23 protein-coding genes are annotated in these 19,054 nt (G+C 68.1%); 8 read left to right on the top strand and 15 right to left on the bottom strand.

What is annotated here, in order from left to right; all coding sequences use genetic code 11:
- Positions 1–5: 5 nt before the first annotated feature.
- Entirely contained in the window at positions 6–1,289 is a 1,284-nt protein-coding gene (locus AB0P21_RS14905) for a DUF1800 domain-containing protein (protein ID WP_363696917.1), read from the bottom strand.
- A 78-nt stretch (positions 1,290–1,367) separates the two neighbouring features.
- Complete coding sequence (locus AB0P21_RS14900; RefSeq protein ID WP_363696915.1) at positions 1,368–1,823, bottom strand: MarR family transcriptional regulator; 456 nt, start codon at positions 1,821–1,823, stop codon at positions 1,368–1,370.
- A gap of 133 nt (positions 1,824–1,956) precedes the next feature.
- On the opposite strand from AB0P21_RS14900, the gene AB0P21_RS14895 reads away from it, so the two are divergent.
- Together AB0P21_RS14895 and AB0P21_RS14890 are read left to right on the top strand one after the other, a co-directional pair.
- Entirely contained in the window at positions 1,957–3,138 is a 1,182-nt protein-coding gene (locus tag AB0P21_RS14895; RefSeq protein ID WP_363696914.1) for an MFS transporter, read from the top strand.
- Positions 3,139–3,151: 13 nt separating this feature from the next.
- Positions 3,152–3,979, top strand: coding sequence for an aldo/keto reductase (locus AB0P21_RS14890; protein ID WP_363696913.1), 828 nt, complete (start codon positions 3,152–3,154; stop codon positions 3,977–3,979).
- Here AB0P21_RS14890 and AB0P21_RS14885 read toward each other — a convergent pair whose 3' ends face one another.
- Complete coding sequence (locus AB0P21_RS14885) at positions 3,980–5,185, bottom strand: hypothetical protein (RefSeq protein WP_363696912.1); 1,206 nt, start codon at positions 5,183–5,185, stop codon at positions 3,980–3,982. It lies immediately after the preceding gene.
- A 203-nt stretch (positions 5,186–5,388) separates the two neighbouring features.
- On the opposite strand from AB0P21_RS14885, the gene AB0P21_RS14880 reads away from it, so the two are divergent.
- Both AB0P21_RS14880 and AB0P21_RS14875 read left to right on the top strand, forming a co-directional pair.
- A complete protein-coding gene (locus tag AB0P21_RS14880; RefSeq protein WP_363696910.1) occupies positions 5,389–6,186 on the top strand; it encodes a serine protease in 798 nt (265 codons plus the stop codon).
- 106 nt (positions 6,187–6,292) lie between these two features.
- Positions 6,293–7,000: a TetR/AcrR family transcriptional regulator gene (locus tag AB0P21_RS14875; RefSeq protein WP_363696909.1), complete on the top strand. Its 708-nt coding sequence runs from the start codon at positions 6,293–6,295 to the stop codon at positions 6,998–7,000.
- On the opposite strand, the gene AB0P21_RS14870 is transcribed toward AB0P21_RS14875, so the two are convergent.
- Genes AB0P21_RS14870 through AB0P21_RS14860 form a run of 3 tightly spaced genes read right to left on the bottom strand, consistent with a single transcriptional unit; the run spans position 6,997 to position 10,378 of the window.
- Entirely contained in the window at positions 6,997–8,304 is a 1,308-nt protein-coding gene (locus tag AB0P21_RS14870; protein WP_363696907.1) for a dihydrolipoamide acetyltransferase family protein, read from the bottom strand. The genes AB0P21_RS14875 and AB0P21_RS14870 overlap by 4 nt on opposite strands.
- Entirely contained in the window at positions 8,301–9,287 is a 987-nt protein-coding gene (locus AB0P21_RS14865; RefSeq protein WP_363696905.1) for an alpha-ketoacid dehydrogenase subunit beta, read from the bottom strand. Before AB0P21_RS14865 ends, AB0P21_RS14870 begins: the two co-directional genes overlap by 4 nt.
- A gap of 2 nt (positions 9,288–9,289) precedes the next feature.
- Complete coding sequence (locus tag AB0P21_RS14860; RefSeq protein WP_363696903.1) at positions 9,290–10,378, bottom strand: thiamine pyrophosphate-dependent dehydrogenase E1 component subunit alpha; 1,089 nt, start codon at positions 10,376–10,378, stop codon at positions 9,290–9,292.
- A 160-nt stretch (positions 10,379–10,538) separates the two neighbouring features.
- On the opposite strand from AB0P21_RS14860, the gene AB0P21_RS14855 reads away from it, so the two are divergent.
- The 3 genes from AB0P21_RS14855 to AB0P21_RS14845 are packed head-to-tail and all read left to right on the top strand — an operon-like array spanning position 10,539 to position 12,048.
- The gene (locus AB0P21_RS14855) at positions 10,539–10,985 is read left to right on the top strand and encodes an Lrp/AsnC family transcriptional regulator (RefSeq protein WP_363696901.1); all 447 of its coding nucleotides are present in this window, start codon (positions 10,539–10,541) and stop codon (positions 10,983–10,985) included.
- Positions 10,986–11,024: 39 nt separating this feature from the next.
- Positions 11,025–11,522 (top strand): hypothetical protein, encoded by a 498-nt coding sequence (locus AB0P21_RS14850; RefSeq protein ID WP_363696899.1) that lies wholly within the window; start codon positions 11,025–11,027, stop codon positions 11,520–11,522.
- A gap of 19 nt (positions 11,523–11,541) precedes the next feature.
- Positions 11,542–12,048 carry a hypothetical protein gene (locus AB0P21_RS14845; protein WP_363696897.1) on the top strand — a complete coding sequence of 169 codons (507 nt, stop codon included), beginning with the start codon at positions 11,542–11,544 and terminating at the stop codon, positions 12,046–12,048.
- 6 nt (positions 12,049–12,054) lie between these two features.
- Here the strand turns inward: AB0P21_RS14845 and uppS are convergent, their stop codons facing one another.
- The 4 genes from uppS to AB0P21_RS14825 all read right to left on the bottom strand — a co-directional run bounded on the left by uppS (position 12,055) and on the right by AB0P21_RS14825 (position 14,185).
- A complete protein-coding gene (gene uppS, locus AB0P21_RS14840; protein ID WP_270135805.1) occupies positions 12,055–12,831 on the bottom strand; it encodes a polyprenyl diphosphate synthase in 777 nt (258 codons plus the stop codon).
- A gap of 84 nt (positions 12,832–12,915) precedes the next feature.
- A complete protein-coding gene (locus AB0P21_RS14835) occupies positions 12,916–13,422 on the bottom strand; it encodes an AAA family ATPase (RefSeq protein WP_363696895.1) in 507 nt (168 codons plus the stop codon).
- A 9-nt stretch (positions 13,423–13,431) separates the two neighbouring features.
- A complete protein-coding gene (locus AB0P21_RS14830) occupies positions 13,432–13,875 on the bottom strand; it encodes a VOC family protein (RefSeq protein ID WP_363696893.1) in 444 nt (147 codons plus the stop codon).
- A 40-nt stretch (positions 13,876–13,915) separates the two neighbouring features.
- Complete coding sequence (locus tag AB0P21_RS14825) at positions 13,916–14,185, bottom strand: hypothetical protein (RefSeq protein WP_363696891.1); 270 nt, start codon at positions 14,183–14,185, stop codon at positions 13,916–13,918.
- 159 nt (positions 14,186–14,344) lie between these two features.
- On the opposite strand from AB0P21_RS14825, the gene AB0P21_RS14820 reads away from it, so the two are divergent.
- Entirely contained in the window at positions 14,345–15,310 is a 966-nt protein-coding gene (locus AB0P21_RS14820) for a 2-hydroxyacid dehydrogenase (protein ID WP_363696889.1), read from the top strand.
- 9 nt (positions 15,311–15,319) lie between these two features.
- Here the strand turns inward: AB0P21_RS14820 and AB0P21_RS14815 are convergent, their stop codons facing one another.
- The 5 genes from AB0P21_RS14815 to AB0P21_RS14795 all read right to left on the bottom strand — a co-directional run bounded on the left by AB0P21_RS14815 (position 15,320) and on the right by AB0P21_RS14795 (position 19,015).
- Entirely contained in the window at positions 15,320–15,823 is a 504-nt protein-coding gene (locus AB0P21_RS14815; RefSeq protein ID WP_363696887.1) for a DinB family protein, read from the bottom strand.
- Positions 15,820–16,698 carry an alpha/beta hydrolase gene (locus AB0P21_RS14810; protein ID WP_363696885.1) on the bottom strand — a complete coding sequence of 293 codons (879 nt, stop codon included), beginning with the start codon at positions 16,696–16,698 and terminating at the stop codon, positions 15,820–15,822. The genes AB0P21_RS14815 and AB0P21_RS14810 overlap by 4 nt, the downstream gene beginning before the upstream one ends.
- A gap of 13 nt (positions 16,699–16,711) precedes the next feature.
- Entirely contained in the window at positions 16,712–17,125 is a 414-nt protein-coding gene (locus AB0P21_RS14805) for a VOC family protein (RefSeq protein WP_363696883.1), read from the bottom strand.
- An 88-nt stretch (positions 17,126–17,213) separates the two neighbouring features.
- Complete coding sequence (locus AB0P21_RS14800) at positions 17,214–17,870, bottom strand: response regulator transcription factor (RefSeq protein WP_363696881.1); 657 nt, start codon at positions 17,868–17,870, stop codon at positions 17,214–17,216.
- Positions 17,867–19,015 (bottom strand): histidine kinase, encoded by a 1,149-nt coding sequence (locus AB0P21_RS14795; protein WP_363696879.1) that lies wholly within the window; start codon positions 19,013–19,015, stop codon positions 17,867–17,869. Before AB0P21_RS14795 ends, AB0P21_RS14800 begins: the two co-directional genes overlap by 4 nt.
- Positions 19,016–19,054 lie beyond the last annotated feature (39 nt).

Here is a 19,054-nt window from a genome sequence, read left to right as displayed (position 1 = left end):
TCTCCTCAACCGCTCACTACGTACTCGGGCGCACAGGCCGCGACCGCGACCAGCTGCGCAGGATCCGTCAACCCGGCCAGGGCATCTCTGGTGCGACCGGTCCACGCCTCGACACCCAGCAACGCCCGTACTCCGTCGACGCGCGCGCTCGACTTCTGCAACTGCCCGAGCTCGACCAGCTTCGCCAGCTCCTGGGCCAACTGCAGCCGCGCTACTCCAGCCGAAGTGGTCAGCCAGCTCGCGCCCGACGGCCACCCACCGACACTCGGCGGCCGGAACGGCACTTGCCCCATCCCGCGCAACCCGGCCAGCAGCTTCAGCTTCGTCTTGTCGTCGAACGTCGAAGGCCGCACACCGAGCGCACGCATCAACCCGACGGCCCACTCCACCGGTTGCTTCACCATCGCCGACGCGCTGTCCCGGAAGGCCGGCTCAGCTGCGATCGCCTTCAGCACCGCCTGGATGTCGCGCCCGCTCCCGTAGGCGGCGACCAGCCGCGCGAGGGTCGCGGCGGACGGCGGAGTCGGCGAGACCAGCCGAAACCAGAGCCGCCCGACCACGAAGGCCGCGGACTCGGGCTTGGCCAACGCCAGATCGGCAAAGCCTTGCGCGTCGAAGTCGCCGGTCCTGCCGAAGACGGTCTTCGGCTCCGAGTCATGACGTTTCGGCAGGAACACCGGGCGGGTCGAAGTACGGCGTACGGTCCAGCCGGTCAGCGCCCGAGCGCCTTCGAAGACGTCGACCTCGGCGTAGTGCCCGATGCCGAGCGTGAACAGCTCCAGGAACTCCCGGGCCAGGTTCTCGTTGGGCGATCCCTTGCGGTTGTCGTTGCCGTCCAGCCAGCGGATCAGCGCCGCGTCCACGATCATCGCCCGGGCCAGGTCGGTGAAACTCCCTTGTGCCGTACGCCGGAAGACCTGGTTCTGCGCCAGCATCAGCGGCGCGCTGCGAACCTTCTGGTTACTGGTCGCGAAGTGCCCGTGCCAGAACCACGTCAGCCGCTCGGTCGCCCGCTCCCCGGCGACCATCCGGTCGAGCCACCACGCCGAGAGCTGCAACTCCTGCCGCGCCCGCGCCTTGTTGGCTGCCTTCCGCGCTTCCTTGTCGCCCTTCTCCGCCATCGCCGGCGTCGTCAACGCAGGCGGCGGCGACACCCCGGGATCAGCTGCGGCACTGAACAACCGCGTCTTGGTCTGCTCGAAATCCGCTGCGGGCGCGGCCGCCTTGCCCCCGAACCCGAAGCGTTCCTGCAACCGCCGTACGGCGGCTTGCTCACTGATCTCACCCATGCCTCGATCCTGGCCAGCGGACTACCCGTCAGACCAGGAACGAGCCGGCTTCTTCAGCCAACCCACAGCCTCGAAGTGTCAGACCTTCGCAGGCAGTGGGAGCTGCGCCAGCGCATCCACGAGCGGTGCCAGCTCGGGGAACTCGGCGGCCTTCCGCAAGGCGCCGGTCAGTACCTCGTCGTGTGTCGGCTCGGCCTCGGCCAGCAGCGCGCGGCCCGCCTCGGTGACCTCGGTGTAGATCCCCCGCCGGTCGGTCGGGCACAGGTAGCGCTCCAGCAGCTTGCGGTCCTCGAGCCGGTTCACCAGCCGGGTGGTCGCCGACTGGCTGAGCACGACCGCGTTCGATAGCTGGTTCATCCGCAGGTGGTGCTCCTCCTGCCGGCCCAGCACGTCGAGTACGGAGTACTCGCTGACCGAGAGCCCATGCTGCTTCTGCAGCGCGCGCTCCAACTCGTCCTCGATCCGGGCGTGCAGCGCCGCCAGCGTCCGCCAGCCTTGGGCGCGCGCCTCGGCCGCGTCATCGGGTAGTCCCACAGCGTCCTCCTCAGGCCTCACTTGAACTATACCCATGCATGAGGCAACATAGGGCTCATGCAATAGTCCGCGTGTGCAACTATCGCGGACGCCGGTAACAGTCACAAGACTACCTTCGAGGAGAAACCACACCATGCCTGCCGCGCTTTGGGCACTGGCCATCGGCGCCTTCGGGATCGGCACCACCGAGTTCGTGATCATGGGGCTGCTGCCCGAGGTCGCCACCGACTTCGGCGTCAGCATCCCGTCGGCCGGGCTGCTGATCTCCGGCTACGCCCTCGGCGTCGTGGTCGGCGCGCCGCTGCTGACCGCGCTCGGCTCCAGGATCTCCCGCAAGACCGTGCTGATCGCGTTGATGGGCGTCTTCGTCGCCGGCAACCTGATCTCCGCGCTCGCCCCGTCGTACGGCGTGCTGATGACCGGACGGATCGTGGCGGCGCTGTCGCACGGCGCGTTCTTCGGCGTCGGCTCGGTGGTCGCCGCGTCGCTGGTGCCGAAGGCCAAGCAGGCCAGCGCGATCGCGCTGATGTTCACCGGACTGACGGTGGCGAACGTCTTCGGCGTACCGGGTGGCACCGCGCTCGGGCAGGCCTTCGGCTGGCGCTCGACCTTCTGGGCGGTCACCGTGCTCGGCGTGATCGGGCTGCTCGGCATCGTCTTCCTGGTGCCGCGACAGGGCGTCAGCGAGGGTCCCGGGCTGCGTAGCGAGCTGGCCGTGTTCCGCAACCTGCAGGTCTGGCTCGCGCTGGCGATGACCGCGCTCGGCTTCGCCGGGGTGTTCGCGTCCTTCACCTACATCGCGCCGATGATGACCGAGGTGGCCGGCTTCTCGTCCGGCGCCGTCACCTGGCTGCTGGTGCTGTTCGGCGGCGGGCTGGTGGTCGGCAACCTGCTCGGCGGCAAGGCGGCCGACCGCTCGCTGATGCCGAGTCTGTACGTGATCCTGGCGCTGCTGGCCGTCGTACTGGTGGCCTTCGTCTTCACCGCTCATGGACAGGTGCCCGCGGCGGTGACGATCGCGCTGTTCGGCGCGGCCGGCTTCGCGACCGTGGCGCCACTGCAGAAGCGGGTGATGGACAAGGCGGCCGGCGCTCCGGCGCTCGCCTCCGCGGCCAACATCGCCGCCTTCAACCTCGGCAACGCGGTCGGCGCCTACCTCGGCGGGCTCACCATCGAGCATGGCCTCGGGTACACGGCTCCCAACTGGGTCGGCGCCGCACTCGCCACGGCCGGTCTCGCCGTCGCGCTCACCTCGGGTCTGCTGGATCGCCGGCGGACCTCCTCCACTCCTGTTCCCACCCTCACGACTGTCTGAAGGAATGACACTGATGATCCCCACCCTGAAACTCAACAACGGCGTCGAGATGCCGCAGCTCGGCTTCGGCGTCTTCCAGGTCCCCGACGCGGAGACCACCGCGGCGGTCACGACCGCGCTGGAGGCCGGCTACCGCAGCATCGACACGGCCGCTGTGTACGGCAACGAGGCCGGCGTCGGCAAGGCACTCGCAGCCTCCGGCCTCGCCCGCGAAGAGCTGTTCATCACCACGAAGCTGTGGAACGCCGACCAGGGCTATGAGGAGGCGCTGGCCGCCTTCGAGCACAGCCGCGGTCTGCTCGGCCTGGACTACCTGGACCTGTACCTGATCCACTGGCCCGCCCCCGAGCTCGGCAAGTACGCCGACAGCTGGCGCGCGCTGGAGAAGCTGTACGCCGATGGCGTGGTCCGCGCGATCGGGGTCTCCAACTTCCAGCCGGCCCACCTGGAGCAGCTCGCGACGGGTTCGTCCGTCGTACCGGCGGTGAACCAGGTCGAGCTGCACCCGTACCTGCAGCAGCACGCAGTACGGGCCTATGGCAACGAGCACGGGATCGCCACCGAGGCGTGGAGCCCGCTGGCCAAGGGCGGTTCGCTGCTGTCCGAGTCGGCGGTCACAACGCTGGCGACGAAGTACGACCGGTCGCCGGCCCAGATCGTGCTGCGCTGGCACCTGCAGCTCGGCAACGTCGTGATCCCGAAGTCGGTCACCCCGGCCCGGGTCCGGGAGAACTTCGCGGTCTTCGACTTCGAGCTCACCACCGCCGACCTGGAGTCGCTGGCCGGCCTCGAGCGCGGCGAGCGCACCGGGCCGGACCCGGACACCTTCAACGTCGCCTGATCAGCAGATTCGATAGAAGTTGCTGACGGCATGGAAGGACTTCTTCGGCTCCCAGCGGTACTTCGACGCTGGGTCCGAGGAGTTCTGCCGGATCACCTTGCAGAGGCTGAACGCCGCGATGTCCTCGTCGTGGTCGCGATCCGCGCGATGCGGCGCGTCGGGTGAGATGAACGTGTACATCGCGGCGCCCAGGAGGCCCTCCGCGGTGAACACCTCCAGCATCGTGCGCAGATGGTCGGCCTGCTCCCGCTCGTCGCGGACATAGCCGGGCTTGATCCGGACTGGGTCGGCCTCGTAGTCGACGATGTCCCAGCCCATCCCGCCCAGCTCGGGCGCCCCGGTGAAGGTGCAGCAGCCGAACTCGAGGATCATGATCGGCTTGTTCCACCGCCGGAACCGCTTCAGCTCCTCGGTGTGCCCGGCCTTGTCTGCGTGGTACGAGTAATAGTCCAGCCCGACGATGTCGAACAGGCTCCAGTCGATCTGCTCCAGATCCGACGCCGCGCCGTACGTGATCCGGCCCTTGAAGTTGCTCCTGGCAACCTTCACCGCCTTCGCCACGTAGACCCTGAGCCTGCGCTGCAGCTCGGCCATGTCGAACTCCCCCTTGGTGAGGTACTCGACCCGCTCGAAGAAGTCCGCGCCCGGCACGATCCCCGGTGTGAACAACATGAACTCACACCCGATCACCAGCACCACCTCCGGCCGGTACTTCGCCCGCAGCCGCTCAGCCGCCCTGGCCGCCTGCCGCAGGTGCTCCAACGCATCCGCCTGCGGCTGATCAAATGCCCGAGGCTGCAACGAAACCCTCATCCCCCGCCTGAGCACCTCCTCGGCGGTCTCGGTCAGCCTGCCGAGATCAGTCCCGTACACACTCACCCAGTTGGCATGCAGCCGCTCCCCGATCGCGCGAATCTCACCGCGCATGAGTTGCCTGCTCCACAACACCCGGCTGTCGTCCCCGAGAAACCCGGTGCCGACGTCGTACGCCACCCCTTTGAAGGCGAGCCCCCGCCCACCTCGTCCAGCCCCGCGACCACCAACACCCGCTCCACCTCCCGCGCCCGCTGCGCTCCCTCCTCCCGCGCCTGCCGCCGCGCTGGCGGCGGCAGGCGCGGTTCCGGCAGCCAGCAGTCCGAGGGCGATGGCTCGTCCCAGAAACTGCGCGCGGCTGATCTGACCTGTTTGCCGGGGTTCTTCTCTCATGGCTTGAAGTTTTCGCCGTCCTGCCGCGGCAATCGGCCATCCGAGGTCTTCGGCCGGCTGACTTAAGTCGGTGGCACGGGACTGCGGCGTCACCGATGTGCCCCGGGCTTTCGCTTGCGCTACCCACTGTGAACGTTTAACTCTTCTCTGCACACGGCCGCTTCCGCCCATTCGCGGCCCGAGAGAACCCTGGAGTGTGTCGCATGACAGGAAAGCTCAAGTTCCGCGCAGTACTCGCCGCGGCCGTGGTCGCCCTCGCGTCGGCCGGCGCGTTGTCCACCGCCGAGGCCCGGACGCCCCCGCCCGGGACCAACATCGTCGGCGGCACCACCGCCAGCACCGCGCAGGTTCCGTGGATGATCGCGCTGAACAACAGCCGTTCGTCGTCCCCGGTGGGCCAGTACTGCGGCGCCACCCTGGTCAAGGCGAACAAGATCGTCACCGCGGCGCACTGCGTCACGCAGCCGATCAGCACCTACACGGCGATCCAGGGCCGCGACAACCTGAACTCGAGCACCGGCGGCAAGACCTCGAAGATCTCCAAGATCTGGAAGGACCCGCTGTACGGCCAGGCCGACGGTCACGACGTCGCCGTGCTGACCCTGACCACCCCGTTCACCGGCGTCGCCACCCTGCCGCTGGAGACCAGCGTCGCCGCGGACGCCGTCGGCGCCCAGCCGATCGTCTACGGCTACGGCAACACCGAGGGCACCGGCCCGGCGAACCGCCTGCAGAAGGTCACCGTCCCGGTCCTCGGTGACGCGTACTGCAACTCCGTCTACGCCAGCTACGGCTACGTCGGGAACGGCGAGATCTGCGCCGGATACAAGGCCGGCGGCAAGGACTCCTGCCAGGGTGACTCCGGTGGGCCGCTGGTCCTGAACGGCCGGCTGTTCGGTGTCGTCTCCTGGGGTATCGGCTGCGCCGACGCCAACAACCCGGGCGTTTACGCGCAGGTCGCGACCTACGCCTCCGCGCTGCAGACCCAGATCAACAACTAGCTCTACCCACCGCGAAGGGCCGGTCCCACGGGGACCGGCCCTTTGTTCTGCCCTCGCTAAAACGTCGTATTGATATTTGGGACGCCGTATCAGCTAAGCTCCGGAGATGGCACGCGAGGCAGATGCGAAGACGGTGCTCGGCTCGGTCTGGCTGCGGGCCGATCCCGACGAGACCCGGGCGCCACTGAGCCGGGACGACATCGTCCGGACGGCGATCGAGATGCTCGGCCGCGACGGGCTGGAGAAGCTGTCGATGCGCCGGCTGGCCGCCGAGCTGGGGACCGCCGCCACCTCGGCGCTCTACTGGCGAGTGGCGAACAAGGACGACCTGCTGGAGCTCGCGGTCGACACCGTGCTGGCCGACGCGCTCGTACCGGCCGAGGACGGGGACTGGCGCGAGCAGCTGACAGTGCTCGCGCACGCGGCGTACGACGTACTGGCTGAGCATCCGTGGGCGGCGCAACTGATGGCCAGCCATGCCGGGCTCGGGCCGAACTATCAGGCGTACGCCGAGCGGATGCTGGCGATCCTGAAGGCGGCCGGGTTCAAGGGCATCTACCTGGACGCGGCTGTTTCTGCTGTCTTCCACTACGTCATCGGAGCCGCCGTCACCGACGCGGCTTGGAGCGCGACCGTCCGCAGAAGCCGTCTCACAGAATCCGAGTGGGCGTCCGCGGCGGGCGATCAGCTGGGGATCGGCGCCGGCACGCTGGCCGCGTACCTCAACCGAGACGACTCAGCCGGCCCGGAAGCACGCTTCCAGACCGGCCTGAGAGCCATCTTGATCGGGCTGCGCCCGCGTCAGCTGATCTAGAGGTCCGCGAGCACCGAGGTCGGTGACTCGAAGGCATAGGCGACGAACCGGAGGAACCCGGCTGCCGTGCCGCCGTCGCAGACCCGGTGGTCGAAGACGAGTGACAGCTGGGTCAGCTTGCGCACCGCGAGCTGCCCGTCGACCACCCACGGCCGGTCGATGATCCGGCCGACCCCGAGAATCGCGACCTGCGGGTGGTTGATGATCGCCGCGCTGCCGTCGACCCCGAAGCTGCCGTAGTTGTTGAGCGTGAACGACCCGCAGGTCAGCTCGTGGCTGGTCAGCTTCCCGTCCCGCGCCGATGTCGTCAGTCGCCGGATCTCCTGGTCGAGCCCGCGCGCGGTCAGCAGATGCGCGTCGACCACCGCCGGTACGACCAGCCCGCGCTCGGTCTGAGCCGCCAGCCCGAGGTTGACCCCGTCGTACTGCACCAGCTCGTCGCGCTCGGTGTCCACGAACCCGTTGAGCTCCGGATACTTCTTCAACCCGGCGACCACGAACCGCGCCATCAACGCGAGCAGGCCCGGTCCGGCATCTGTTGCCGTACGCATCGATTCTCGTACTTCGAGCAGCGCGGTCGCGTCCACGTCGACCCAGGTGGTCGCTTCCGGGATCTCCCGTCGGCTTCGGCTGAGGGTGGTGGCCACGGCCTTCCGGAAGCCGCTCACCGGAATCCGTCGCAGCTCGGTCAGGCCGGTGCGAGTTTCTTCCACACCTACAGGCTTTTCGGTCTTTTGGGAGATTGCTGCCTCGACGTCTCGGCGGACGATCAACCCACCGGCGCCGGAGCCGGCCAGCACGTGCAGATCAATTTCAGCATCCCGCGCCAGGCGGCGCACCAACGGCGAGATCACCAAGGGAACAGCGCGCGCCTTCGGCGCGGAGGTGGGGGTGGGCACTGCGGCGCTGGGTGCGGCGACGGCGGCGCCGGCGTGAGCTGCCGCAGTACTGCTGGGGCGCCTGCGGCGTCCGCTGCCTGCTGACTCCGGGGTGCCGTAGCCGATCAGCACATTGCCGGAGCCGGCCTTCTCCTCCTCGCGGTAGGTCTCGGCAGCTGCCGCGAGCACCCCGATGGTGATCAGCGGCTTACCGACATCGATCGTCGAGCCAGCCGGACCGTGCAGCTCAGCAACAACACCGGCGTACGGCGATGGCACCTCGACGATCGACTTCGCCGTCTCGACCTCAGCAATGGGCGCGTCGACAGCGACCACATCGCCGACCTCGACCAGCCAGCGGACGATCTCCGCCTCGGTCAGCCCTTCGCCGAGGTCCGGCAGCAGGAACGTCTGCGTGCTGCTCATGAGTCTTCCCACTGCAACGAGTCGACCGCGTCGAGAATCCGGTCGACACCAGGCAACTGGTGCCGCTCCAGCTTCGGCGGCGGATAAGGAATGTCGAACCCGGTGACCCGCCGGATCGGCGCCGCCAGCGAGTGGAAGCAGCGTTCGGTGACCCGGGCAACAATCTCCGACGAGACACTGGCAAAGCCGCTCGCCTCAGCGACAACCACAGCCCGCCCGGTACTGCGAACAGCAGCGCACACCGTCTCGTCATCGAACGGCACGATCGACCGCAAATCCACCACCTGCAACGACCGCCCCTCGGCAGCAGCCGCCTCGGCCGCCTCCAACGCGATCGGCACCGACGGCCCGTAGGCGATCAACGTCGCGTCGGTCCCCGGACGCCGCACCACAGCAGTCCCGATCCCCGGCTCGGCGACAGTCAGATCGACCTCTTCCTTGGCCCAGTACAGCTTCTTGGGCTCCATGAAGATCACCGGGTCCGGCAATTCAATTGCCCTACGCAACAATGTGTAGGCGTCCGCGACAGTAGCCGGGGCAACGACCGTCAGCCCGGGCGTGTGCGCGTAGTACGACTCCGACGAGTCGCAGTGGTGCTCGACCCCGCCGATGCCACCGGCGTACGGCATCCGGATCACGATCGGCAGCGTGACCTTGCCGCGGGTCCGGTTGCGCATCTTGGCGACGTGGCTGACCACCTGCTCGAACGCCGGGTAGCCGAACGCGTCGAACTGCATCTCGACCACCGGCCGCATGCCGTTCATCGCCAGCCCGACCGCCATCCCGACGATGCCGGCCTCGGCCAACGGGGTGTCGAAGCAACGGTCCTCGCCGAACTCCGCGGTCAGCCCGTCGGTGATCCGGAAAACCCCGCCGAGCGCGCCGACGTCCTCGCCGAACATCAGCACCGTGTCGTCGGCCTTCATCGCGTCCCGCAGCGCCTGGTTCAGCGCCTGGGCCATGGAGAGCTTCTCGTGCGCCATGGTCAGGCCTCCTCTCGCGACAACTCGTCCTGCAGGAACGCGGCCTGCTCCTTCAACTGCGGCGTCGGCGTCGCGTACAGATGCGCGAACAGCTCCGCCGGATCCGGCGAGACCTCCTGCATCAACCCGACCCGCAACGCCTCGGCGATCGTGTCGGCCTGGGCCGCCGCCTCGCCACGCTTGTCGTCGTCCAGCAGTCCCTCACCCGACAGATAGGCGTCCAGCCGCTTCAGCGGATCCCGCTCCAGCCACGGCGTCACCTCGTCGTCGGGGCGGTACCGGGTCGCGTCGTCGGCGTTCGTGTGCGCCTGCACCCGGTACGTGTGCGCCTCGATCAGCTGCGGACCTTCGCCGGCCCGCGCCTTCGCAACCGCCGACCCCAGTACCGCGAGCAGCGCGGCCAGGTCATTGCCGTCCACCCGCTCCCCCGGTACGCCGTACCCGATCCCCTTGTGCGCAAGGGACGGTGCGACGGTCTGCCGGGCCAACGGCACCGAGATCGCGTACTCGTTGTTCTGGATTAAGAACACCACCGGCGCCTTGAACACGGCCGCGAAGTTCAGCGCCTCGTGGAAGTCACCCTCGCTGGTCGCGCCGTCGCCGCAGAGCGCCATCACCACGGTGTCCTCGCCCTTGAGTCGCGCGGCGTGCGCGACCCCGACCGCGTGCAGCAGCTGGGTCGCGAGCGGCGTCGCCTGCGGCGCGACGTTGCGCTCGTACGGGTCGTAGCCGGAGTGCCAGTCGCCGCGCAGCAGCGTCAGCGTCTCGATCGGGTCGACCCCGCGGCTGATGATCGAGACCGTGTCCCGGTACGTCGGGAACAGCCAGTCCTGCTCGCCGAGCACCATCGTGGCGGCGACCTGGCAGGCCTCCTGGCCGTGCGACGACGGGTAGACCGCGAGCCGGCCCTGACGAACCAGCGCGCTGGCCTGGTCGTTGATCCGGCGGCCCTTCACCAACTGCGTGTAACCGTCGACCAGAGCCTCCGGCGCGGGCAACTGGTACTGCGGGTTGTCGTGCCGGGTGCCGTGCTGATCGACCAGTTGTACTGGCTCGGCGGAGGGGAGCAGATGCTCCTCGACGGTGGTCATGGACCCTCCTGCGCAGGGAGACGGACGGATGGTTCATCGTCATACTTGTAGCCATTCGGATCCATAGCTGGGAGAATCCCAGGACGAATGGCACCTCTGAGCCACTCAAGGGAGCACAATGTCTGGTGACGAGACAGTCGGCACGGCTCAGCCTGGACAGATGGTCGTGGCCCCGGCGCTCGACGAGATCGATCGGCAGATCGTGGCCGCGCTGAGCCGCGACGGCCGGCTCTCGATCCGCGCCTTGGCCGACCAGGTGCACATCTCCCGCGCGAACGCCTACGCCCGGGTCGAACGCCTCACCACGACCGGCGTGATCACCGGTTTCACCGCCACCGTCGACCCGCTCAAACTCGGCCTGGCGACCTCGGCATACGTCACCCTGAGTCTCCGCCAGAGCTCTTGGCGAGTACTGCGCGAACAGCTCCAGGCGATCCCCGAGGTCAAGCACATGGCGCTGGTCGGCGGTGACTTCGACGCCATCCTGCTGGTCCGGGCCGCCGACAACGAGGGCCTGCGTCGGGTGGTCCTGGAGAAGCTGCAAGCGATCCCCGAAGTGCTCGCGACCCGCACCGCGCTGATCTTCGAGGACCTCGGCACCCTCTAGCGCCTACCCTGAAACATGGGGTGGGGGAACTGCACTTCCTTGATCGCTGTGGTCGCCTGCGCGACGACGGTCCTGACCTCCTGCGGCCCGCCGATCACGGGCCCGGCCGAGTCCGCCGCTCTCGGCATGACCGTCGATGCGGCCGGTCATCCAGTGATCGTCCTGCAGAACTGCTCGGCCTCAGTCGTCCAACTCGAACTGACGGCATCGTCGACCCAAGTCGTCTTCGACAACGAGAAGCCGCCCCCGGCGGTCGACGAGATCCCCCTCACCGGCACGGCCGACTGGCGTCCGAATCAGCCGACGCCGAAGCTGAACCCCACCGACAAGGTCACGATCCGGGCCTGGAGCGAAGGCCACAGGTACTTCGGCCGCCGGACCGAATTCACTCTCGCCGACCTGAAGGCCCTCAAACCCGGCCAGGTCCGGCACGACTGGCGACCCGCGGGAACTCCCCCGTCGTACGGCGCCTCGCCCGGCACCCCGCAGTACCGGATCACCTCGCTGGACGACTTCACCCCGGACTTCTGCCCCTGACCGCGGTCTACCCTGGCGCATGAGCTGGGGAAAGCTGGTCTGCGCCGGAGCGATCGCCTGTACTGCGGGGATGCTGACCGCGTGCAGTCCGACCGAGTCCGGGGTGGTCGGGCTGTCCGTGGACGACGCGGGCCGGACGATCGTGGTGCTGCAGGACTGCGACGGCGACATCGATCAGCTGAAGCTGTGGGACCAGGGACCGCGCCCCGAGACGGAGTCGGACGACGTCCTGCTGGCCGAGTGGTACAACCCGAAGTCACCGAAGGGAATCGTCCAGTTCCCGTTGGTCGAGGGCGCCGGGAAGTGGAAGTCGGAGCAGCGGGTGCCCGACCTCGATCCGGCCAAGAGCTACGTCCTGAGGGGCCGGAGCAAGGACGCCTCCTCGAACGCCGCCCATCTCGAGTTCACGTCGGCGCTGCTGAAAACCCTGAAGCCCGGCCAGATCCTCAAGCTGAAGGTGATGCCGAAGGTGAACACCACCGAGGTCGTCACGCTCGAGCAGTTCACGCCGAAGAACTGCGACTAGGCGGTACTACGCGCCGCGGCGGCGGTGCCGGTCGGCGTACGAGCGGAGCGCCCGGAGGAAGTCGACCTCGCGGAAGGCCGGCCAGTACGCCTCGCAGAAGTAGAGCTCGGAGTACGCGCTCTGCCAGAGCAGGAAGTTCGACATCCGCTGCTCGCCGCTGGTGCGGATGATCAGGTCGGGGTCGGGCTGGCCGACGTTGTAGAGGTGCTTGGTGATGTCGTCGGCGTTCAGCGTCTCGGCCAGGCCGTTGAGATCGTTGCCGGAGTCCGCCTCCGACTCGAGCAGTGAACGGACCGCCTCGACCACTTCCTGACGGCCGCCGTAGCCGATCGCCAAGGTGATGTGGTTCCCGGTGGCGACGTCCTTCGTCGCGTCGACCGCGTTCTTCAACGCGTGCGCGGTGCTGTCCGGCAGCAGGTCGAGCAGACCGGCGATGTGCACCTGCCAGCGGCCACCCGGCTGTGCGAGCCGGCCGGCCACGATCTCCTCGACGACCTCCATCAGGTAGGCGACCTCGGCGTCGTCGCGCTTGGCCAGGTTTTCGGTCGAGCACAGGAACACCGTCACGTGCGGCACCCCGGCGGTCTCGCACCAGCCGAGCAGGTTCTCGATGTGCTCGGCCCCGCGCCGGTGCCCGACACTCGGGTTGCTGTGCCCTTTGCCGCGTGCCCAGCGTCTGTTCCCGTCCGTCACCACACCGATGTGCGCCGGCAGCTCCCGGCCGGCCAACTGGGACCGGAGACGACGGACGTACAACGCATACAGCGGACTGGTGGCGGGCATGCGGAGTAACTTACTCGTCTCAGCGCGTAACGCACAGCCCGTCGCTCAGTCCTTGAACCCACCTTTGCGAAGTCAGTGAAGTCGTCAGCAAACCCGTTGCAGACCAGCGATCCCGGCGATCGTCTCGATCGTCTGCCGCAGTGAACTCGTCTGGTCGATGACACGCTCGCCCGGCTGGCCGAGCAGGTCGCGTTCGTGGTACCAGGTGCGCATCTCCTCGACCGAGAACGCGCTCGCCTTCGCCCGGGTCAGGTGCCGGCGCGAGGCCTCCTCGAACGGCACGTCCAGGTAGAAGACATGCGCGGAACCGGCGTACGCACTGGTCAGCCGGGTCAGCATCTCGCCGTACCGGGCGGTCGGCATGATGCCTTCGACGACGGTGCTGAAACCGCGGCTCATCGCCAGCACGGCGAGCTGCTCGATCGCGGCGATGTTGGCGCCGTCGGGCTGGTCCAGCTCGGCGAAGATCATCCGCCGAACATGGTCCTGCTCGATCCACGCGACCCCGGGCCCGTACGCCGCCCTGAGCCCTTCGGCCACAGAACTCTTCCCGGACCCGGAGTTCCCCCGGACGATGATCAAGCTCGGCATTCCAGCAGGTTAAGCGTCCTGCTGCTGCGACCAGTCGTCGGCCGGCTGACCGGGGACGTGGGTGCCGAAGGTCCACTCGTAGCCCTCGGGATCCGCGACCCGGCAGCGGTAGTTGCCCCACTCTGTGGTGTCCGGCGTCCACACCGATTCGGCTCCGTGCTTGGTCGCGGTCGCATAGACCTCGTCGACCTCGGCCTCGGACCCGAGCGCGATGTAGAGCCCGTGGCCGACACTGTCGCCCTTGCGCGGCAGCTTCTCGTACCCTTCCTCATCGGTGAAGAGGGTGAACGACGCGTCGCCGCGTCGCAGTTCGGCGTGCATGATGCCGCCCTTGTCGTCGGGGTACTGCATCGTCGTCTCGAACCCGAAGGCGTCCCCGAGCCACCGCAACGCGGTCACCGCGTCCCGGTAGCCGAAGTACGCGTGCAGGCTGGCTGCTCTGTTGTCCGTCATGAGACCCAGCCTGCCGACGGTAGCGGTCGGCTCCTGGCCTCTACTCGACCTCTTTCAGCTGGACCCCCTCTTTCATCAGCAGGTCGATGTCCGCCTTCTTGTCGCGCCGGCGCCGGAAATAGCCGCGGATCAGTACTCCCACCCCGCCGGCCAGCAGCCACGTGGTCGCGCCGGTCGTGCAGAGCACCGACCAGACCGCTACCCCACCACTTAGATCCCGGGTGAACACCCCGATGACCCCGAAGATCGCTCCAGTCACGATCCCGACCCAGAACAGCGGGTCCCTCACCATCGGTTCGTCGAATCCCATACCCGATAGATCGCGCAGCTGGCTCAGTCGTTACCAGCAGGCCGCGCTGCTTGCTGATCTCGCAGTACCGATGGCGATCGCCGCGCTTGCGGACCCATCCGCCGGACGGCAGAGGCGGCGCATAGGGTTGACCGAGTCCTCGACCGCACGGGAGTAGCGATGTCACGTCCGACTGTTCTGATGCCCGGTCCGATGAACGAGGTCGTGCAGACGGGCCTCGCGGAGCACTTCGAGGTCCTCCGCCTCTGGGAAGCCGACGATCCGGACGCCGTACTGGCCGAGCGCGCGAAGGACATCACCGCGATCGCCACCGGCGGCACCCCGATCGACGGTCCGTACCTCGACCGGCTGCCCGCCGTAAAGCTGGTCGCCAGCTTCGGCGTCGGCTACGACAAGATCGACGCGACCGCGGCCGCGGAGCGTGGCGTGATCGTCACGAACACTCCCGGCGTACTGGACGACGAGGTCGCCGACACCGCCCTCGGCCTGCTGCTGATGACGGCCCGCGAGCTGTCCCGCTCCGAGCGCTACCTCCGGGCCGGCTCCTGGACCGACAGCTCCTACCCGTTGACCAAGGCGACTTTGAACGGCCGCACGATGGGCATCCTCGGCCTCGGCCGGATCGGCGAGGCAATCGCCCACCGCGCCGAGGCGTTCGGTATCTCGATCGCCTACCACAACCGCCACCCCAAAGACGTTGCCTACAGCTACTACCCGACCCTGCTCGAACTCGCCACCGCCGTCGACATCCTGATGATCGTGATCCCCGGCGGCGACGAAACCCGCCACCTGGTCGACGCCTCCGTCCTGCAGGCACTAGGCCCCGACGGCATCCTGATCAACATCGCCCGCGGCACGGTGGTTGACGAGGAAGCCCTGGTAGAAGCCCTCCGCACCAACACCATCCTCAGCGCCGGCCTAGACGTCTTCGAACACGAACCCGAGGTCCACCCAGGCCTGCTCGACCTCGACAACGCGGTCCTCCTCCCCCACGTCGGCTCCGCCACCATCCCCACCCGCAACGCCATGGGCCAGCTAGTAGTCGACAACCTGACCAACTGGCACACCCACGGAGTACCGCTGACCCCTGTCCAGGAGTCCCTCCGCCTCGTCAAGCCCTTGTAAATAAGAGCTTCAGGGGAGGTCCCAGATTCGACTGGTGTGCCAGGCGTATTCCCAGGCTTGGATGTCGGGGGGATCGATGGTGAGGCCGGTGAGGATGGCGCAGACCTGTTCGCGGTGGTGGTTGGCGTGGTTGAGGGCCTGGGCGAGGAAGATGCCGGCGTGGCAGGCGCGGGTGCCGTTGTCGACGATGATGACGCGTTCGACGTCGATGGGCCGGGTGAGGAGGTCTTCCCAGAGCAGGCGGGTTTGCTCGGCCCACTCGGCGAGGGTGGCGAAGTCGGTGGACGGGTTGTCGTCGTCGGCCCAGGGCAGTTGGTCGCTGTCGGCCAGGCGGCGGAGGTAGCTGGCGTCGCAGGTGATGATGTGCTGCAGCGTGGCGAGGATGCCGCCGAAGGTGCCGACGCCGGTCACCTGGAGTTGTTCCGGGGTGAGTTGTTGGTCGCGGCAGAACGTGAGCAACTCGCTGGTCGCCCAGTTGTTGTGCCGGATCGCATCGAACAGCACCTCGTTCACGGTCTCACCAATCTGTCGAGCACCTCTTCCCAGTGGTTGTGCAGACTACCGAGATGTCCTTCGCCGGGCCGCTGAATCAACTCGGCCCCGGGGATCCGCGCGGCAAGCCATTCGCCGTTGCGGATCGAGGCGTTCGCGTCGAATTCGCCGTACCAGAGGGTGGCCGGGCAACTGATCGCCGAAGGGTCGAAACCCCAACGTCTGAAGGAGATCGCGGCATCGCGCAGATACCCGGCGGTGTTCACCAGCGCCTCGCGCGTCGACGCGGCAATCTCACCGGCCGACTGCCGACCAACCACCTCCGCGTCGAGCTCGCCCAACCCGGCAATGAATCGCCCGGCTACCCCTTCATCAGAAGGATCCTCAGGCGCGACCTTCCCCACGTACGCCTCGAAGTCCGGTCGCATCAACTCGACCGCCTCCTCGACCGGCGTCCGCGCCAGCAGCCGGAAGAACTCCTGTTGCTCCGCCCCGAGATCATCCCGGTGGTACGGCGGATCAAGCGCCGGCACCTCCGCCGGACTCGCCACCACCCCAACAGCAGTCACCCGCGATGGATGCCTGACCGCGCACGCCAACGCGTACGGTCCACCGATCGACATCCCCAGTACGCCGTACTGCGCAACGCCCAGCACCTCAGCCACCGCCGCGACATCATCCGCCACCGACAAGTGATCCGACGCAGCCTCGTCCGACACCCCGTACCCCGGCCGATTGACCGCGATCAGGCGCACGCCAGTACGCCGCGCCGCCGCATCTCCGCAGTACGCCGCGTGCCGGGTGTCCGGGCAGCCGTGCAGGAAGAACACGACCGGCCCAGCCGGGTCGCCACCGCTCCAGTACTGCGCCCGCCGGCCGTCCGGCAGTCGCAGCACCTCGGGCGACAACTCAGCCTTGCGGTTGACTGATGTTGACCATCCAGGCGATCCCGAACTGGTCGGTGACCATCCCGAACTCGTCACCCCACGCCTGCTTCTCCAGCGGCGTCGTCACCGAGCCGGCCTCGGCCAGCCGGTCGAAGAACCCGTGCAGCTCGGCGCTGTCGTCACCGCTCAGGCTGACCGACATCGTGTTCCCCGGAGTGAACTCCAGGTAGCCCGGCGTGTCCGACCCCATCAACGTGTAGCCCTGCGGCGTCTCCAGCATCGCGTGCATGACCTTGTCCGCATCGCCTGAGTCCGAGGCTCCGAACTCCCCGAACGTGTTCACCACCAGCTCACCGCCGAACACCGACTGGTAGAACTCGAACGCCGCCCGAGCGTCGCCGTTGTAGCTGATGTACGGATTGAGTCGAGATGTCATCAGTTGCCCCTTTGCCCGAAATCCACTGATGCTTCGCACCTTAGACCCGGCCCCGGACATTTTTCGAGCCCTCGCGACGGAGCCCGCCTCAGCGGCTGATCCGGCCGGTTTCGTAGGCCCACATGACGATCTCGACCCGGTTGCGGGCGCCGAGCTTGGTCATCACGGCGGCCAGATGGGTCTTGACCGTGCTGAGGCTGATGTGGAGCTCGGCGGCGATCTCGGAGTTCGTCCGGCCACGGGCCACGGTGATCAGCACCTCTTCCTCCCGGCCGGTGAGCGGCTCGCTCGGCTGCACCGGCGGCCGGCCCAACCGCGTGTCAGAGAATGCAGCAAGCAGCCGAGCGGTGATCTTCGGCGCGATCAACGCATCCCCTTCGGCAGCAGCCCGAATCGCCTGGACCAGCAGCTCCGGCCCAGCGTCCTTGAGCAAAAACCCCCGCGCGCCGGCCTTCAGCGCGCCGTGCACATACTCGTCGAGATCGAAGGTCGTGATCACCACCACCGCGAGCGGATCGCTGACCCCAGGCCCGGCGAGCGCGCGGGTGGCGCCGATCCCGTCCAAACCAGGCATCCGGATGTCGAAGAGGCAGACATCCGGCCGCAGCCGGCGAGCCATCTCGACCGCTTGATGACCGTCCGCCGCCTCGCCGACGACCTCGATCCCAGGCTGTACGCCGAGAATCATCGCCAACCCGGTACGGATGATCTCCTGGTCGTCAGCGACCAGCACCCGAATGCTCATCCGGCCACCCCGGTCCGCGGCAGCACCGCTTCAACAGTCCAGCCCCGCTCGACGCCAGGCCCCGCGACGAAAGTGCCGCCCAGCAGTGTGGCCCGTTCGGTCATCCCGATCAGCCCGTACCCCGTGGGGTTGCGCCCAGCCGAGGCAGCATCCCCGTCGTCGTCCACAGTCACCCGGATCCACTCCTCGTCGCCGACCACCCGGACATCGATGCGAGTCGCGTGCCGAGCATGCCGCGCCGCGTTGGTGATCGACTCCTGCGCGATGCGATAGATCGCCGCGCCGACCGGCGACCCCAAATCAGTCAGGTCTCCAGCCAACTCCACCTGCACCCGAGGCCCGTTGCCGACACTGCCGGCCAGCGACTCGAGATCGGCCACCCCCTGTTGCGGAGCGAGCGCGGCCACCTCCTCCGCCCGGAGCGCGCCGACCATCAACCGCATCTCCCCGAGCGTCCGCGATGCCTCCGCCTCGATCACGACCAGAGCCTCCACCGCCGCCTCAGGGTGCGACGCGGCAACCACCCGGCCGGCCTGCGCGCGAACCGCGATGGCCGAGACGTGATGCGCGACTGTGTCATGCAGTTCGCGAGCCAACTGGGCCCGTTCCTGCAGCCTCATCCGGTCGAGCTCGCGAGACCGATTGGCCGACCAGTACCGGACCGCGGCACCGATCGCCGCCGGCGACAGCAGGAAGACCCCGCCGAGCACCGCCTCGGTGATTCCCGTGTACTCCGCGGCTGTCCCCGTCACCAGGGCCACCAAGCAGATCGCCAGCCCCGTCCCGATCTCCCGGCCCGACCCCCAGCGCGCGAGTGCGTACGGGAACAGCACCACGGCAACCATCGTGTTCAGGCCCACCGACGGCAGGTCGCTCAGCAGGTTGACGACCGCCGAGGTGATCGCGATCCCGAACGCGATCGCGACCATGCCCAACGGATGAGTACGCCGCCACAGCAGCGCCACGATGACCACCACCGCCATCGCCACCGCGACCGGTCGCCAGGCGACGTCGGCCCGCAGTACGCCTTCGAGGATCGCGGTCGGCAGCAGCAGCCCGACCAGCAGCCAGTCCCGCCAGACCCGTCTCGGTGGCTGCGGCGCACGCGGCTCACGCCAGAGAGTCCGGACCGCGTCAGTCGCCATGGCCTCAGCGTAGACAGCGGGAGCGCCCGGCGTACCCAC

Origin of the sequence: Kribbella sp. NPDC056861, assembly GCF_040687575.1 — a bacterium.
GTDB lineage: Bacteria > Actinomycetota > Actinomycetes > Propionibacteriales > Kribbellaceae > Kribbella.
The sequence above is the reverse complement of the archived record's forward strand: the minus strand, read 5'-3'. Positions and strand labels throughout refer to the sequence as shown.